The 15,983-nt window shown below is 72.8% G+C and carries 14 protein-coding genes; 7 read left to right on the top strand and 7 right to left on the bottom strand.

The features are described 5' to 3' along the window. The first annotated feature begins 56 nt into the window (after nt 1-56). Nucleotides 57-1,406 (top strand): histidine-type phosphatase, encoded by a 1,350-nt coding sequence (locus ACFVTC_RS01700; RefSeq protein WP_390122842.1) that lies wholly within the window; start codon nt 57-59, stop codon nt 1,404-1,406. A 130-nt stretch (nt 1,407-1,536) separates the two neighbouring features. Beyond that, nucleotides 1,537-2,556, top strand: coding sequence for a sporulation protein (locus ACFVTC_RS01695; protein ID WP_390122841.1), 1,020 nt, complete (start codon nt 1,537-1,539; stop codon nt 2,554-2,556). Nucleotides 2,557-2,720: 164 nt separating this feature from the next. On the opposite strand, the gene ACFVTC_RS01690 is transcribed toward ACFVTC_RS01695, so the two are convergent. Next, nucleotides 2,721-3,113: an ArsR/SmtB family transcription factor gene (locus tag ACFVTC_RS01690; protein WP_390122839.1), complete on the bottom strand. Its 393-nt coding sequence runs from the start codon at nt 3,111-3,113 to the stop codon at nt 2,721-2,723. Nucleotides 3,114-3,303: 190 nt separating this feature from the next. Here ACFVTC_RS01690 and ACFVTC_RS01685 point away from each other — a divergent pair, with 190 nt between their 5' ends. Next, nucleotides 3,304-3,642, top strand: a complete 339-nt coding sequence (locus tag ACFVTC_RS01685) for a hypothetical protein (RefSeq protein WP_390122837.1) — start codon at nt 3,304-3,306, stop codon at nt 3,640-3,642. 386 nt (nt 3,643-4,028) lie between these two features. Beyond that, complete coding sequence (locus tag ACFVTC_RS01680) at nt 4,029-4,211, top strand: hypothetical protein (protein WP_390122835.1); 183 nt, start codon at nt 4,029-4,031, stop codon at nt 4,209-4,211. A gap of 94 nt (nt 4,212-4,305) precedes the next feature. Here ACFVTC_RS01680 and ACFVTC_RS01675 read toward each other — a convergent pair whose 3' ends face one another. Together ACFVTC_RS01675 and ACFVTC_RS01670 are read right to left on the bottom strand one after the other, a co-directional pair. After that, nucleotides 4,306-4,893: a hypothetical protein gene (locus tag ACFVTC_RS01675; RefSeq protein WP_390122833.1), complete on the bottom strand. Its 588-nt coding sequence runs from the start codon at nt 4,891-4,893 to the stop codon at nt 4,306-4,308. 177 nt (nt 4,894-5,070) lie between these two features. Continuing rightward, on the bottom strand, nt 5,071-5,700 hold the full coding sequence (locus tag ACFVTC_RS01670) for a TetR/AcrR family transcriptional regulator (RefSeq protein ID WP_390122831.1): 630 nt from the start codon (nt 5,698-5,700) through the stop codon (nt 5,071-5,073). Nucleotides 5,701-5,980: 280 nt separating this feature from the next. Between ACFVTC_RS01670 and ACFVTC_RS01665 the strand changes: the two genes are divergently transcribed. Then, entirely contained in the window at nt 5,981-7,417 is a 1,437-nt protein-coding gene (locus tag ACFVTC_RS01665; RefSeq protein ID WP_390122829.1) for an aldehyde dehydrogenase, read from the top strand. Nucleotides 7,418-7,489: 72 nt separating this feature from the next. Next, nucleotides 7,490-9,103 (top strand): GMC family oxidoreductase, encoded by a 1,614-nt coding sequence (locus tag ACFVTC_RS01660; protein WP_390122827.1) that lies wholly within the window; start codon nt 7,490-7,492, stop codon nt 9,101-9,103. A 90-nt stretch (nt 9,104-9,193) separates the two neighbouring features. Here ACFVTC_RS01660 and ACFVTC_RS01655 read toward each other — a convergent pair whose 3' ends face one another. Next, entirely contained in the window at nt 9,194-9,871 is a 678-nt protein-coding gene (locus tag ACFVTC_RS01655) for a uracil-DNA glycosylase (RefSeq protein WP_390122825.1), read from the bottom strand. 228 nt (nt 9,872-10,099) lie between these two features. Here ACFVTC_RS01655 and ACFVTC_RS01650 point away from each other — a divergent pair, with 228 nt between their 5' ends. Next, on the top strand, nt 10,100-11,023 hold the full coding sequence (locus ACFVTC_RS01650; protein ID WP_390122823.1) for a sirohydrochlorin chelatase: 924 nt from the start codon (nt 10,100-10,102) through the stop codon (nt 11,021-11,023). Between the two features lie 182 nt (nt 11,024-11,205). Here the strand turns inward: ACFVTC_RS01650 and ACFVTC_RS01645 are convergent, their stop codons facing one another. The 3 genes from ACFVTC_RS01645 to ACFVTC_RS01635 form a co-directional block, all read right to left on the bottom strand. Next, complete coding sequence (locus ACFVTC_RS01645; RefSeq protein ID WP_390122821.1) at nt 11,206-12,252, bottom strand: lactonase family protein; 1,047 nt, start codon at nt 12,250-12,252, stop codon at nt 11,206-11,208. 62 nt (nt 12,253-12,314) lie between these two features. Further along, nucleotides 12,315-13,421 (bottom strand): nitric oxide synthase oxygenase, encoded by a 1,107-nt coding sequence (locus ACFVTC_RS01640; RefSeq protein ID WP_390123733.1) that lies wholly within the window; start codon nt 13,419-13,421, stop codon nt 12,315-12,317. A 982-nt stretch (nt 13,422-14,403) separates the two neighbouring features. Beyond that, on the bottom strand, nt 14,404-15,903 hold the full coding sequence (locus ACFVTC_RS01635; protein WP_390122819.1) for an FUSC family protein: 1,500 nt from the start codon (nt 15,901-15,903) through the stop codon (nt 14,404-14,406). Nucleotides 15,904-15,983 lie beyond the last annotated feature (80 nt).

Raw genomic sequence — 15,983 nt, 5'->3', positions numbered from 1 at the left:
TCCCCGCGACGATGCGGCCGACCGCCCGAGCCCGCTCCGGAGGAATCGACCACCCCATGAAACGCATCACGGCCGCCCCCGCCCTGGTCCTCGCGCTCTCCGCCCTCCTCTCCTCCGCCCTCCCGGCGGCAGCGACGGGAGGACTGGCCGGCTCGTACGGGACGAAGACGCCCTACGCCCCGCAGCAGGACGCCCGTTCGTACCAGCGGGCGCCGAAGGGCTTCGCCCCGGTGTTCACGGAGAACGTGTCCCGCCACGGCTCCCGCGCGGCGACGAGCGCTGAGGACGCGGAGTTGATCCTGCGGCTGTGGGACAAGGCCGCGAACGAGGGTGAACTCACGCGCTCCGGTGCGGAGTTCGGCCCCCAGGTACGCTCCCTGACCGCCGCGATGGAGAAGGTCGGCTACGGCAGTCTCAGCGGCCGGGGGCAGCGGGAGATCCAGGGCGCCGCGGTCCGTATGGAGCGCCGGCTGCCCGGTCTGTTCGCGCGGATCGCCCGGGACGGCCAACCGATCGACGTGGTCAGTTCCGGCCAGGGCCGCGCCGTCGACAGCGGCCGGCTCTTCGCCTCCGCCCTCGCCGACGCCGACCCCGCGCTAGGCCCCCTCATCGGCCCGGCGCGGACCGACGCCGACCTCCTGTACTTCCACAAGTCGGCGGGGGGCGCCGCCTATCGTGACTACATAGCCAACGACCGGCGACTGGCGACCACGCTCAGCGACATCACCGAGGAGCCCGCCACCCGGCGCGCGGCCCGCGGCATCCTGAAGAAGATCTTCACCCCGGCCTTCGTCCGGCGGATCACGGCGGGCGAGTTCTCCTCGATCGGATCCGAAGTCGACGCGGCGCAGGCGGTCTACAACCTGTACAGCATCGCCCCCGCCATGAGCGACGAGGGCGACTGGCACCTGGAGCGCTACCTCGCCCCGCGCGACGCCGCCCGGTTCGCCTATCTCGGCGACGCCGAGGACTTCTACGAGAAGGGGCCCGGCTTCGCGGACAGCGACATCACGTACAGGATGGCGGACGTCCTGCTCGACGACTTCTTCGAGAAGGTCGAGGCCAAGCGCGCGGGAACCAGCGACCTGGGCGCGGAGCTGCGCTTCACCCACGCCGAGGAGATCATCCCGCTCGCCGCGCTGATGCGACTGCCGGGCAGCACCGAGCCGGTGACGGAGAGCCGTCCCTACACCTATGCGGACAACTCCTGGCGGGGCGGGTCGGTGGCTCCGATGGCCGCGAACATCCAGTGGGACGTGTTCCGCAAGGGGAACACGTATCTGGTGCGGATGCTCTACAACGAGAAGGAGACCGCGTTCAAGCGTGGCTGTGAGCCCGTGCGGAAGGGCAGCCCGTTCTACGACCTGGACGAACTGGAACGCTGCTTCGGCCGCGAGGTGTCGTGACACCTGCCTCCGTCCAGGTGACCTGGGAACTTCTCCGCCCGCACCGTCAGTTCTGACGAGACCGGCCCGGCGCGCGAGCGTCGGGCCGGTTCGGAACGACGAGTGCGATCAGTGAAGGAGCCACAGCGGCATGGTGTTCAAGAGGCTGCTCGGGGCGATGGGCGCAGGCGGCCCCTCGGTGGACACGGTTCTCGACGGCGGCGCGGTGGCGCCCGGCGGAACCCTGTCGGGACAGGTCCATCTCCAAGGCGGCGACGCGGAGGTGGAGATCGAGCACATCGGGCTGGATCTGATCGCCCGGGTCGAGGCGGAGCACGAGGACGGGGAGAGTGAGGGCGCCGTCGTCTTCGAGCGGTTCACCGTCGGCGGCGGTTTCCGCCTGGCCGAGGAGGAGCGGCGCAGTATCCCGTTCAGTGTGCCGCTGCCGTGGGAGACACCGGTCAGTGAGTTGTACGGGCAGCCGCTCGGCATCGTGCTCGGGGTACGGACCGAGCTCGCGGTGGCCGGCGCGAGGGACAAGGGAGACCTCGATCCGCTCACCGTCCGGCCGCTGCCGGTCCAGGAAGCGGTTCTGGAGGCGCTGGGACAACTGGGGTTCGGCTTCCGCTCGGCCGACCTCGAGTACGGCCACATCGGGGGCACGGGACAGCGATTGCCCTTCTACCAGGAGATCGAGCTGTCCCCGGCGCCGCGGTACGCGCACGCGGTGAACGAGATCGAGCTGACCTTCCTCGCCACGCCGGCCGGCACGGAGGTCGTGCTGGAGGCCGACAAGCGTGGCGGTCTGTTCGAGTCCGGGCACGACGCCCTCACCCGTTTCACGGTGAGCCATCGGGACGCGCACACGCTCGACTGGAACAGCGAAGTCGAGGGCTGGATGGGGGAGTTGGTCGAGCACCGGGCGTCGTACGGCTCGCACGCCTCGTTCGGCCACGACGACCCGTACGCCGCCGGGAACGCGTACGGACACGCGCCCGGCCACGGCGGCCACGGGGGCGGTCACTCCGGGCCCGGCGTGGGGAGCGCGATCGCGGCCGGCGCGGCGGGACTCGCGGTGGGTGTGGTGGGCGGCCTGGTCGCGGCCGAACTCATCGACGAGGTGGGCGACTTCTTCGAGGGTGACGACGACGAGGAGGGCGAGGAGGACTGAGTCCCGAGCGGTGTCGGTACCGGGCGGCCGTGCGCGCCGACCCGGTGCGGACACCGGAGGGTCAGTGCGCGGAGCCCGGAAGGTCGGCCGTCGCGGGCGCCAGGAAGCGGTTGAGGGCCGGACGCACTGAACCCGCGGGACATGCTGGACCGTCGCGGCACCTGTCAGGCGTCGAAGCCGCTCAGCCGCCCCGCGCCCTGGGCGGGGAGCCCGGACGGGTCTGCTCGATCGGCCCGGTCGGCCCGGCCCGTCAGTTGTCCGACCATGAGGCGTGCGACGGTCACCACGTCCGGGTCGTCGACGAAGTAGACCTGGCGCCGGCCCTCGCGCCGGGACCGTACGAGGCCGGCGAGCTTCAGCTTGGTGAGGTGCTGGCTCACGGCGGGCAACGCCCCGCCGACCCGATCGGCGAGTCCGGTCACGTCGCTCTCGCCCTGTGCGAGCGCCCACACGATGTGCAGCCGTGCCGACGACGCGAGCAGCCCGAAGGCCGCGGCCGCCTCCGCCAACACTTCGGCGGACGGATCGTCGTCGAAGCCGCCGACCTCTGTCGCCACCGTGTTTCCTCCCCCTCGCCGGGATCGTCTCGCGCGAACCGCACCGGCCGCCATGTGAACCGCCCCAGTCTAGGAGCCCGGCCGACAAGGTCTCTTCGTACTGGCCCGCCCGGCCGCCGACCGCCTCGCCGACCTCGTGGCCGCCGGCCCCGAGCACTCGGTACGTCAGTGGGAGCGCGGGGCACCGGCGTTGGGCGGACCGATCAGGGCGCCGGCCAGGGCCGGGGGCCGGGGGCCGGTACCCGCGCTCGCCGGTGTACTGGACGGACCGGTCGGGCCGCACGGCGCCGGCTCCGCGCTCACGTACCCGGGCGCGGCGGCGGAGCCGCTCGGCCCGCTGCTGCGCGCGCGGTTCGGCGAGGTGCCCGTCGACTCGCCGGACGCGTACGACCGTGCCTCGCCGCTGCTGTCCGCGCTCGGCGGGCTGCGGTACGCCGAGCGCTGCCGGAGGCGCTGCGGCCGTTGCGCGGCCTGCCGGCCGGACTACGCGGCCGGGACCGGCCGGTGGAGGCGGCCACGCGGGCCGTAGGGGCATTCGGACCGGCGGCGCGGGAGGCGATACCGGTGCCGCGTGAACTTCTTGACGGCGCGTACGCGGTGCGGGCGGCGGCCGTGCTCTGGTCGGCGAAGGGGGACGCCGGGCCCGTAATGCCGGTGCTGCTGTGTGAGTTGACGCGGGGGGTGACGCGGGGGCATGCCCGCGCGAGCGCCGGAGCGCCGGAGCGCCTGGCTGCCGGGTCCCTCGGCGGGCGCCGCGCTGCCCGACCTGCGCCGCGTGGCCGCGCCGAGGGACATAGGGGAACGGACGGCGGCCGCGGGGGCGCCGTGGGACGTCGCCGGGAATCCGGATCCCGCCCTCACGGCGCTCCGTCCGACCCGGGAACAGAACGTGCGTACGCGCGGCACGCCGGCCCTGTGTCTGGGCCGAATGGGTCCGGCGGTACAGCCGCCCACGATCTGCTCCGTACGGAACTCGCCGCACCGCGACGGCACCGGGCACGGTCCGCCGGGCACGGCAGCCACGACGTCGTCGAGGACGAACAACCGCTGCGCGCCTGCCGGGCCGTGCTGGACGGCGCTGGTGATCAATACGCCTAAGGCGTCGCGAAGGCCCCGTCGTCCGCCCGGGATGCGTGCCAGGCGGGGCGAGGCAGGCGGGGCTTTCGCGTCACGCCCCAGGACGGCATCCGCCTCAGCCTGTCTTCCGCCCCCACAGTGGTCCGATCCGCTGCCACTCCTCGTCCCACTGCTCCATGCGGCGCCGTTCCATGCGCCCGCGCACGAGCCGGCCGCCCATGAACGGCACCCCCGCGGCGCTCACCCCCATCAGGATCCCGACCAGCGAGGCGCGCAGCCGGGCCTGGGAGGGCGAGGAGGGCCTGGCGACCAGCCGGCCGTCGTCGTCCGTCCACACGGTGACCGGGGTGCCCGCGTGACTGCCGACCGAGACCCGCGCCTGGCCGGCACGCGGCGAACCGTCCGTCGCGGTCCAGCGGACCTTCGCCCACACCATGTCGGCGCCGGTCGCCGACGCGGTCGACTTCGGCACGTCGTCGGCGAGCAGAGCCAGGACGGGGTGCCACTCGGCGCGCTGCCGGGCGAGGCCGTGCTCCACGGACTGCGTCGCCAGCAGGCAGGCGAGCACTCCGCCGAGCACGGTGAGCGCTCCGGCGACGAGCACGATCCATGCCTCGAGGGCGTCACTGCGACGCCGCAGCGGATTGCGCCGCCATCTCCACAGCCACACGTTCGGAACCTTCGGACCACGGAATGCCGCCATCAACGGCGTCCTCCTCACGACCGCACGGACATGTCACGTCGCCCTCCCATACGGGATCGGTCCCTCCGATGCTCACAACGAACCCGTCGACACGTCCGTTCCGCAGCTTCCGTCGCCCTCGGCTCTCCGTCCCCCGCGCACGGGCCGTCGACGGACAAGGCCGTCCGACACGTGCCGTCATCCACTCCCGTGATGCCGTGATGACGCCGAGGTGTGCTCGGTGATGGCCTCGAAGAGGAGGAGACCCTGATCCACCAGGTCCTCCCTCGAGACGTCCAGGGCTCCGCTGAACCAGCTCAGCGACATCTCGCCGATCGCCCCCACGACGGCCACGGACAGGGCGGCCGTGTCGATACGGGGGTCGAGAGGCCGCTCCCTCAGGAGGGAGCCCACGAGGTCGCTCATCCGCCGCAGGCCCAGGCGCCGTTCGCGCGCCGTGAGGGGGCCGGCGCCCAGGGATTCCGCGAATTTGACGCGCCCTTTCTCCGGGTCTTCCAGAGGAAGGCCGACGACGACGTCGATCATGTTCCGTGCCCGGTCGCGCAGCGGTTCGTCCGTGCCGATCGCCTCGGCGCACCGGGCGATCTGTTCCTCGTAGATCTCCCGCATGAGCGCTGCCATGAGGTCGTCGAGGGACGAGAAGCTCTCCGCGAAGTACCTGTCCTTCAGGCCGGCGTGGCGGAGCACCGCGCTGATGGAGGTGTGGGCGTACCCCTGGCCGGCGAAGAGTTCGAGGCCGCTTTCCATCAGGCGCCGCCGGCGCGTCGAAGCGCGCTGCTCCGCCGTCGCTCCGCCATATGTCCTCACGACGGGCCACCTCTCCTGAGGCCGCACCCAAAGTTCTCCACCCTGGTTCTACCCATCTGGTGACGCTCTACCCCAGATGGGTGTAACGTCGCTTTTAATCATCAATGAACCGGGAAAACGCCCTCCACGAGGTGGGTGTCCGCCGCTGGAGGCGTCCCGGATGTGGCCCGTCCGCCGGTTCGACGCGCCGGGCGACGACATGAACGGCCAGGCCGGTAACGGGCCTGCGTACCACGCTGAGTACCGCGGTCCCGAGGCCATGCCGAGGGAAGGGTTCACCATGGATCCCCACCATCTGTTCATCGGCGGACACTGGGTGCGCGCGTCCGGCGACCGTGTCATCGACGCCGTGTCCGCGAGTACCGGCGATCACCTCGGCGCCGTACCGGACGGCTCCCAGGCCGACATCGACCGAGCGGTCGGAGCCGCGCGCGCCGCGTTCGACGCCCCGTCCGGCTGGGCCTCCTGGGGCGCCGAACGCCGCGCGGCCGCCATGATCCGTCTCGCGGACGCGCTCGACGCCAGGAGCGGGGCGACGTCCGAGGCCGTCAGCGCGCAGAACGGCATGCCGATCACTGTCGCCCGGTCTTTCGAAGGGGCGGTTCCGTCAGTCCTGTTGCGCTATTACGCGGGGCTTGCCGACGAGGCGGCGACGGAGGAACTCCGTACCGGGATGCCCCGTGGCACCACCTTGGTCCGCCGGGAACCCGCAGGCGTCGTGGCCGCCGTCATGACCTGGAACTTCCCCCAGACCATCGGCTTCTTCAAGGTGGCCCCGGCCCTGGCGGCCGGTTGTGTGCTCGTCCTCAAGCCGGCGCCGGAGACGGTCCTCGACTCGGTGCTGCTGGCACGGGCCGTCGAGGAGGCGGACATCCCCGACGGCGTGATCAACATCGTTCCCGGCGGACGTGACACCGGCGCGTATCTGGTCTCCCACCCCGGCGTCGACAAGGTGTCGTTCACCGGCTCGACCGGAGCGGGCCGCCAAGTGGCCGCCGCCTGCGCCGATTTGCTGAGACCGGTGACCCTGGAACTGGGAGGCAGGTCCGCCGCCGTCGTCCTCGACGACGCCGACCTCACCGCGGATCCCGAGCAGTTCTTCATGGCCAGTCTGCTGAACAACGGACAGACCTGTTACGCGAGCACCAGGATCCTGGCCCCCCGCGGCAGGTACGGCGAGGTGGTCGAGTTCTGCACGGCGATGGCCCGTGACGCCGTCGTCGGTGACGCGCTCGACCCCCGGACCCAAATCGGCCCGCTCGTCAGCTCACACCAGCGAGAACGTGTGCTGGGCCATGTCAGGACCGGCCTGGACGAAGGTGCCCGGCTCACCACCGGAGGCGGCCGGCCGCCCGGCCTCGACCGGGGCTGGTTCGTCGAACCGACCGTGTTCGCCGACGTCGACAACTCATGGACCGTCGCGCAGGAGGAGATCTTCGGCCCGGTCCTCACCATCACGCCCTACGACGGCGAGGACGAGGCCGTGCGCCTGGCGAACGAGTCGAACTACGGCCTGGCCGGAACCGTCTGGACCACCGACGTGGACCACGGTGCCCGAGTGGCCCGCCGAATCCGGACCGGCACCGTGGGTCTCAACGGCTATCTGCCCGACCTGACCTCGCCCTACGGAGGCAGGAAGGCCAGTGGCCTCGGCAGCGAACTGGGGCCCGAGGGGCTTCAGGCCTACCAGCAACTCCAGTCGATCTACCGTCCCTGATCCGACGGCCGGCCCACGGCGCCATCCCCGGGTGGGTCCGGGCGGCGGCGTCGGCCGGGTGATGGAGCCATCATGACTTCCACCGGAACCGAAGGCTTCGACTACGTCGTCGTGGGCGCCGGCAGTGCCGGTTGCGTGCTCGCGGACCGCCTGAGCCGCGACGACCGTGTCCGCGTGCTGCTCCTCGAGGCGGGCGGCCCCGACACCGACGAACGCATCCACACCCCGGCCGCGCTCGGAATGCTCTTCGGATCGCACGCCGACTGGAGCTACCGGACGGTCGGGCAGGCCACGCGGGGCCGCGCCTTCTCCTGGCCCCGCGGCAAAGTACTGGGCGGCTCGTCATCCACCAACGTGATGATCTACATCCGAGGCAACCGGCACGACTACGACGGCTGGCGGGACGAGCACGGGGCGAAGGGCTGGGGCTACGACGACGTCCTGCCGTATTTCATGAGGTCCGAGTCGAACGGCCGCCACGGCCGGCCCCACCACGGATCGGACGGGCCCCTGCACGTCGAGGACCGCGTCTACACCCACGACCTCTCACAAGCATGGCTGGACGCCGCCGTGGAGTGGGGACTTGACCCCAACGACGACTTCGCGGGCGTGTCTCCCCTCGGCGCCGGCCCGTACCAGGTGACGTGCCGTCAAGGACGCCGGTGCTCCGCGGCCGACGCCTATCTGCGCCCGGCCCTCGGCCGGCCCAATCTCACGGTACGCGCCGACGCCCTGGTGACAGGGGTCACCTGCGACGGCTCACGCGCGACGGGTGTCACCTATCTCCTGGACGGTCAGGAGCGGTTCGCCCACGCCGACATGGAGACGCTGCTCTGCGGCGGAGCCGTCAACTCCCCCCAGTTGCTGCTTCTTTCGGGCATCGGCGATCCCGGCGAGCTGCGCCGTACGGGAACGGATGTCCGCGTTCCGCTGCCCGGGGTCGGACGGAACCTGCAGGACCATTTGATGGCCCCCGTCGTGTGGGAGACGCGGAACTCCACCGACATCGTCCGGGACCTCCTCACCCCGGGGAATCTCGAACGATGGCGTGCCCACGGCGACGGGCCCTTCGCCTCCAACTACGGCGAGGTCGGCGCGTTCCTCAACGTGACGGACGGCGACAGCCGTCCCGACGTCCAACTGACCGGAGGCGCCACGGCACTCATCCTCAGCGGCGAGGTGGTACCGGACCGGCCGGTGTTCACGATGAACTGCGCCGCCCTGAACCCCCGGACCCGCGGCACCGTCCGCCTCGCGTCCGCCGATCCGCAGGCCCCGCCGCTGATCGATCCCCGGTACTTCGACGAGCCGGCGGATATGAAGGTCATGGTCGCCGGACTGAGATCGGTCATGGGCATCGCCCACCGCGCACCGTTCGCCGAACGCCTGGCACGGCCCTTTCTGCCCGCCACCGACGACCCGTTCCCCCCGGACTCCCTGGACGACGCGGCTCTCGAAGAACATGTCCGCAGGTGGAGTGCCACGTCGTATCACCCGGTGGGGACCTGCGCCATGGGGACCGGAGAGGACTCCGTCGTCGGTCCGGACCTGGAGGTCCACGGAGTCGAGCGACTCCGTGTCGTCGACGCCTCGGTCATGCCCACCGTCATCAGCGGAAACACCAACGCACCCACGATCATGATCGCCGAGAGGGCGGCCGACCTGATCCGGGAGCGGTCACACTGACGTCGAAGGCCGGGAGCCGTCACATTGACGTCGAAGGCTCTGAACCCCTGCCGCGAGGCAGGTACCCGCCCCGCGCAACGGGTCCGTGCCCTACGGCAGTTGCCAGTCCACCGGTTGGGCGCCCTGCCGCACCAGCAGGTCGTTGGCCCTGCTGAACGGCCGCGAACCGAAGAAGCCCCGGTCGGCCGACATCGGCGACGGGTGCGCGGACTCGATCGCCGGAAGATCCCCCAGCAACGGGCGGAGATTGCGCGCGTCACGCCCCCACAGGATCGACACCAGCGGCTTGCCGCGCGCGGCGAGCGCCCGGATGGCCTGCTCCGTGACCTCCTCCCAGCCCTTGCCCCGGTGCGCGGCGGGCTTGCGCGGGGCCGTCGTCAGCGCCCTGTTGAGCAGCAGCACGCCCTGCCGCGTCCACGGCGTCAGATCGCCGTTCGACGGCCTGGGCAGCCCGAGGTCGGAGTGCATCTCCCGGAAGATGTTCTCCAGACTGCCGGGCAACGAACGGACCTCGGGCGAGACCGCGAAACTCAGCCCGATCGCCATGCCCGGCGTGGGATAGGGATCCTGACCCACGATCAGGACGCGCACGTCGTCGAAGGGCTGTTGGAAGGCGCGCAGGACGTTCGCCCCGGACGGCAGGTAGGTCCGGCCCGCCGCTATCTCGGCCCGGAGGAAGTCCCCCATGGTCGCGATGCCCCCGGCCACGGGCTCGAGAGCCTTCGCCCAGCCCGCTTCGACAAGTTCATACAAAGGTCGTGGTGCCACGCTGCGTCACTCTACTGGTAGATGCAGGCGCCCTGCATGCGCGCGCAAGCCCGCCGGACCAGTGCAGTTGACTCTCGTCCCGGCGGCCTCGGATCACCGCACAGGCATGTCCGGCATTACCGATCATTTCTGATCCGTGCGTAACTCATCCGACAAAAGCGGACGGATACCGCTCACCTGCACCCTCCCCGAACAGGGGAGCCCAGGAAACCAGTAACATGCGGCGCCATGAGCTCCCCCACTGGGCCCGCGTCCGGCCTGCCAGTACGAATGCCGCGACCCCGCCAGCCCGGGCGGCACCGCCGTCCGGAGCCCCTGGCGGCTCCCGAGGGCGCGCCCGCGCTCGTCCTCGCGGTGCCGGGCACCTCCAGCGCGGCCACGCGCAGCCTCGCCGAGGAGGTCGTGAGCATCGCGCGCTCCGAGCTGCCCGGCCTCGACGCCCGCATCGGGTACCTCGACGGGGACGACGCCGAGTTCCCCACGCTGCAGTCCGTGCTCGCGCGCGCCGCCGAGGAGCGCACCGCCCGCTTCGAGCAGGCCCGTGCCGCCGGTTCCGACGTCGCACAGCCCGACGGCCCCGTCGCCGTCGTGGTGCCGCTGCTCGCCGGTCCGGACAACGCGCTGCTGCGCCGGATCCGCCAGGCTGTCATGGACAGCCGTGTCGCGGCCGACCTGACCGATGCCCTCGGTCCCCACCCGCTGCTCGCGGAAGCGCTGCACGTGCGTCTGTCCGAGGCGGGTCTGGCACGCGCCGACCGCGCCCGGCTGTTCACCGTGGCCACCGCCGCCGACGGCATCATCCTCGCCTCCGTGGGCGGCGAGGAGGCCGTACAGGCCGCCGGTATCACCGGCATGCTGCTCGCCGCGCGCCTCGCCGTGCCGGTGATGGCGGCGGCGCTCGACGAGGAGGGCGCGATCGCGGCCACCGCCGAGCAGCTGCGCGGCTCCGGCTCCCAGCAGCTGGCGCTCGCGCCGTACCTGATCGGCCCGGAGGTCGACGCCGGCCTGCTGGACGAGGCCGCCAAGGAGGCGGGCTGCTCCGCCTCGGAGGCGCTCGGCCCGTACCCGGCGATCGGCAAGCTCGCGCTGGCCAAGTACACCGCGGCGCTGGGCATCGCCCCCCAGCAGCCGCAGGGAGCGCCGGTCCGCTGACCGGTCCCGTACCACCCTCTCGCACTCCGACTCTCGCACTCCGAAGGGCCCGCTCCTGATCCCAGGAACGGGCCCTTCTCCCGTCGCCCTCACGGACAGCCGCCCGCGTCCTCGCCCCGGTCCCGCGAGGTCCCACGAGGTCCCACGAGGTCCCGCGAGCAGCCGTACGGCCGGTGGCCGGCTCAGCCGAAGACCACGCAGGACGCCGCCGGAACCGGCACCGAGCCGCCCCGCCGCGGCACCCCCGTGTCCGCGTCGACGGCGAACCAGGTCACGTCGCCCGAGCGCTCGTTGGCGACGTAGAGGAAGCGTCCCGAGGGGTCGACGGCCAGGGCGCGCGGCCAGACACCCCCACAGGGCACCGAGGCGACCAGCCGCAGCCCCTCGCCCGCCGGGTCGGGCGTCAGCAGGGAGACGACGTCCTGGCCCCGCGTGGCGGTCCACACGAAGCGGCCGTCGGGCGACACCACGATGCCCGAGGGGTACGCGTCGCCGTCCGGGACGCCCGGGAGCACCGGCGTCTCACCGACGGGCCGCAGCGAGCCCTCCAGGGCGTTCCAACGGCACACCGTGACGGTGGGCGCGAGCTCGTTGAGCACGTACGCGTGTTCGCCCCGGGGGTGGAAGGCGAGGTGGCGGGGTCCGGAGCCGGGGCGCAGCGCGATCTCGCGGTGCAGCGCGAGCCTGCCGCCCTCCAGCGTGCACACCCGCACCGAGTCCGTACCGAGGTCGACGCTCACCGCCCAGCGCCCGCTCGGGTCGGACTGCACCTGATGCGCGTGCGGGTCCTTCTGGCGCCGGGTGTGCGGTCCGGAACCGGTGTGCTGGAGCACGCTCGTGGCGGCGCCGGCCAGCGTGCCGTCGGCGCGGACGGGCACGGCGGTGACGCTGCCCGAGCCGTAGTTGGCGGTGAGGACGTGTCCGGCGAAGACACTGAGGTGCGTGGGGCCGCTGCCGCCGACCGGCACCAGGGGCCCGGCGGGTTCCGGCTTGTCGCCGTCGACGCGGTACGCGGCCACCGCGCCGTCGGCCGTCTCGCTGACCGCGTAGAGCATGTCGCGGGTGGGCGAGAGAGCCAGGTACGAGGGATCGGGCACCCCGTCCACCGTGCTCAGAAGGGTCAGCGCGCCGCTGTCGCGGTCCACGGCGGCGGTGAGGACTCCCGGACCCCCCGCCGCCGTGAACGAGCCGATGAACGCCCGGTGTTCCCGCCTGCCGCCGTCTGCCACTGCCGACCCCTCTCGGTCCCCGCGTTGCCCGGGGCCGACGGTAGCAGTCGACGGCCTGCGGTCTAGACCAGGATCTCCCCAGTGCCGCCGCGCGCCCGTTCGTGCGCCTCGGGGTGGTGCACGTACGCGGGTCGCTGCTCCACCGTTTCGTAGGTGCGGTGGAAGACGGGTGTGGCGCTGCCGGAGATGGGCGGCACGATCCACGACCAGTCGGCGCCGACGCGACGGCCCTTGCGCTCCTCGCGGCCGAGGTGGGTGAGGAAGTGCCGGGACTCGGTGTGGTGGTCGGTGACGGTGACGCCCGCGCGGTCGAACGAGTACAGGACCGAGCGGTTGAGTTCGACGAGCGTCCGGTCCTTCCACAGGGAGCGGTCGGTGCGGGTGTCGAGGCCGAGACGTTCGGCGAGGAACGGGAGCAGGTCGTAGCGGTCGGCGTCGGCGAGGTTGCGCGCGCCTATCTCGGTGCCCATGTACCAGCCGTTGAAGGGGGCCGTCGGGTAGCAGATGCCGCCGATCTCCAGGCACATGTTGGCCAGCGCGGGCACGGCGTGCCAGCGCAGTCCGAGCGAGCGCCACCAGGTGTACTCGGGGTGTTCCAGCGGTACTTCGAGCACCGCGTCGTCCGGCAGCGTGAACCAGCGGGGCCCTTCGCCGGCACCCTGGACCACCAGGGGCAGGACGTCGAAGGGGGTGCCCGGACCGCCGGGCCAGCCGAGGCGCCGGGCGAGCGCGGTGAGCCCGGCGTTGCGCGGGTCGCCGGTCACGCTCCCGTCGGGGCGTGCGTAACCGGCGTACCGGATGAGCTGTTCGTTCCAGATCCGCGGGCCGGGTCGGCCCGGCTCGTCCGGCGCGAAGACCGTGATGAGCGCTCGGATGCGGCCGTCGCGGGTGGCCTCCCGCAGGTGGTCCGCGGAGGCGTCGGCGACGTCCTGCGCCGTCCGCACCTCCCTGCGGTCGCGGACCCGCAGCGAGTGCCAGTACAGGCGCCCGATGCACCGGTTGGCGTTGCGCCAGGCGACACGGGCGCCGAAGACCAGTTCCTCGGTGGTGTGGCGGTAGGTGCCCGTCCCGGCGATCTCCGCCCGTGCGGCGGCGATGCGGCGGGACGGGTCGCCGAGACGCTGCTCGGTGTGATGGAGGGTGAGGAACTCGGCGGCGGCGCGGAGCAGTTCGTACGCCGTGCGCCGTGGACTCGTGAGGGTGCGTTCCGTCGCGCCGGGTGTCCCGGGCCCGGTCCACGGCACGGTGCCGGGCGCCTCGGGGCCGGTCCACGGCGCGGTCCGGTCCGGGCGGGACGCCTGCCCCGGGCAGGAGCGCGCCTCGGTCGCGGGGCCTCCGGCCGGCCGACCGTGAAGGCCCGGTACCGGCACCGGGGCGGAGACCCGGGCTGGGACCTGAACCGTGGCAGCGGGGTCTGGGCGGGTACGAGGCTCCGTGCCGGCCCGCGCGCGCGGCGGACGGGACTCCGTACGTTCCGTCCGCTGTCCGCCGGGAAGCTGCTCCCGGAGGCCGGGGCCGTCCACGAGCTGATCCCGGTGGCTGCCGGGGAGGTGGTTGGGGGAGTCACCCGCGGGCTGACCCCGCCGGGTGTCCCCGTGCCGGTCCCCCGGACCGTCCCGACGCGGATCCTGGCGGCCGTCCCGGCGCCGGTCGCCACGGTCGTCCCGGCGCTGGTCCCGGCTGCCGTCCCGGCGCTGGTCCCGGCTGTCGTCGGGAAGCCGGTCCCGGTGGTCGTCGAGAAGCCGGTCCCGGCTGTCGTCGAGAAGCCGGTCCCGGCTGTCGTCGGGAAGCCGGTCCCGGTGGTCGTCGGTCTCGTCCACGGGCTCGTCCGTCCCGTCGTCGTCCCGGCGAGGTCCGGCCACCAGCCGGTCCAGCCGGTCCAGCCATCCACCCGGCCCGCCGGGCCACGGCGCGCTCCCCTCGTCCGCGAAGCGCTCCCCGTGTCCGGTTACGCGCGACATGTCCCGCATGGCGCCCCCCAGCGGCTCCTCCGTCCGCGGGCCGCTCCCGTACGGTCCGCGGCTCCCGTGCGTCTGATAGCGGCGGGGTTACCCCACCCGCACGGTGATCCACCATCCGCGTGGCACGTACATCCGTCCTGTCCACGAGGCTGGTTTGCCCCTGGCCCATGCCCGACGCACGCGCCCGCTGTCAGACACGCAGGGGCCGGGAGCCGCGCAGCGGCGCGGCGAGCTCGACGAGCGCCCGTTCCAGGCCGTGCAGGTGGGCGAGCGCCTGCTCGGCGCCCGGGTGCAGGCCCGGCACCCCCGGGTCGGCCGTCAGGGCACGCTCCGGCACCGCTCCGACCAGGGACTCCACCGCTGTCTCCACGCGCCGGCAGGCAGCCGTCAGCCGGGCGTCGTGGGAGGCGTCCGGGTCCCCGGCGACGGCCACGAGACCGTGTGCCTCACGGGCGCAGTCGTCCAGCAGGGCGAGCACCTGACGGGCCCGCGCCTTGCGCGCCCGCATGGGGTTGAGGGGATGCACCAGGGGCGCGAGAGCCATCCGCACGCGCCCCAGAAGTGCTTCGAGCTCCCCCGCATGGAGGGCGGGGTCCGCGGTCTCGTCCCCCGCGAGCCGTGCGGTCGCGGCCGCGGTGCAGCCGTGCACCGCGTGCAGGGCCCGCTCGACCCAGCGGTCGGTGACCGTGTGCGTGGTGAGGGGCAGGATCAGCGCGACGCCGAGCGCCGCGCCGAGCGCGCCGACGCCGGTCTCCGCGAGCCGCAGCACGATCAGCCCCGGGTCCAGCACGCCGAGCAGACCGTAGAGCAACTCGGCCATCAACGTCACCGCGAGCATCATCCAGGTGTACGAGACGGCGGCCGCGTAGAAGATCCCGAAGACGCACACCGCGACGAGAACGGTGCTCGGGACCGGCGCGCCGTGCAGGGGCACCGCGACGACGAGGCCCAGCGCCATGCCGAGCACGGTGCCGAGCACCCGGCGGAACCCGCGCACCAGCGTCTCGCCGCGCGACGCGGTGTTCACGAAGATCCACCAGGTGGCGCCCACGGCCCAGTACCAGCGGTCCTGCGACAGCCACTGGCCCACCGCCAGCGCGAAGGCGGCGCCCACGGTCGCCTGGAGCGCCTGGCGGGTGGTCGGCCTGGCCCAGCCCCTTCCGTGCGGTGCGGGGGGCGTCGCGCCGGGCGGCAGCCGCCTCTCGAAGCACCACAGGGCGAAGCGCACCAGCGAGGACGCCAGGAGCGAGAGCAGCACCGCGGCGTACAGGCCGGGCAACTGCCGGGGGACGGCGTGCAGGAACTGCGCCATGAACAAGGTCATGAACGCGAACACGCCCAGGGAGTGACCCCGAGGCCCCCACCGCCGCGCGTACACGCCGGCGCCGACGACCGCCAGGAAGGCCAGGTCCCTCGCGACCGGGTGCTCGTGCAGCCCGGCGGCGAGGGCCAGGACGGGGAAGCCCACGGCGGGGAGCAGGGCCGTGGTGACGGCCTGCCCCCGCACGGTCGCGTCGGTCACCGTGAAGAGGGCGAGCAGCGCGGCGAGGCCGCCGGCCACGGCCCCCACGAGTCCCCGGCCGGCAAGGCCGCACAGGGCGACCGCCAGACCGATTCCGAGGACGGCCCGGGAGGCGTTGCGCAGCCGCAGCCGTCCTGGATCCGGCGCCATGAAGACCCTCTTGAGCACTGCCCCGCCCTCTCACCACCGCCCGGCCGAACCGGCATGGAAAAGGCGCCGCGGGATTCCGCAGCGCCGTCGATGGGGAC

Origin of the sequence: Streptomyces sp. NPDC057950, assembly GCF_042887295.1 — a bacterium.
Taxonomy (GTDB): Bacteria; Actinomycetota; Actinomycetes; order Streptomycetales; family Streptomycetaceae; genus Streptomyces; species Streptomyces kaempferi.
Note: the sequence above shows the minus strand (reverse complement) of the source record. Positions and strands in the feature narration are given on the sequence as shown.

Coding starts and splice junctions, on each gene's coding strand:
- ACFVTC_RS01675 (WP_390122833.1), bottom strand. CDS start 4,893: ATGGCGGCATTCCGTGGTCCGAAGGTTCCGAACGTGTGGCTGTGGAGA.
- ACFVTC_RS01650 (WP_390122823.1), top strand. CDS start 10,100: ATGAGCTCCCCCACTGGGCCCGCGTCCGGCCTGCCAGTACGAATGCCG.
- ACFVTC_RS01700 (WP_390122842.1), top strand. CDS start 57: ATGAAACGCATCACGGCCGCCCCCGCCCTGGTCCTCGCGCTCTCCGCC.
- ACFVTC_RS01695 (WP_390122841.1), top strand. CDS start 1,537: ATGGTGTTCAAGAGGCTGCTCGGGGCGATGGGCGCAGGCGGCCCCTCG.
- ACFVTC_RS01660 (WP_390122827.1), top strand. CDS start 7,490: ATGACTTCCACCGGAACCGAAGGCTTCGACTACGTCGTCGTGGGCGCC.
- ACFVTC_RS01665 (WP_390122829.1), top strand. CDS start 5,981: ATGGATCCCCACCATCTGTTCATCGGCGGACACTGGGTGCGCGCGTCC.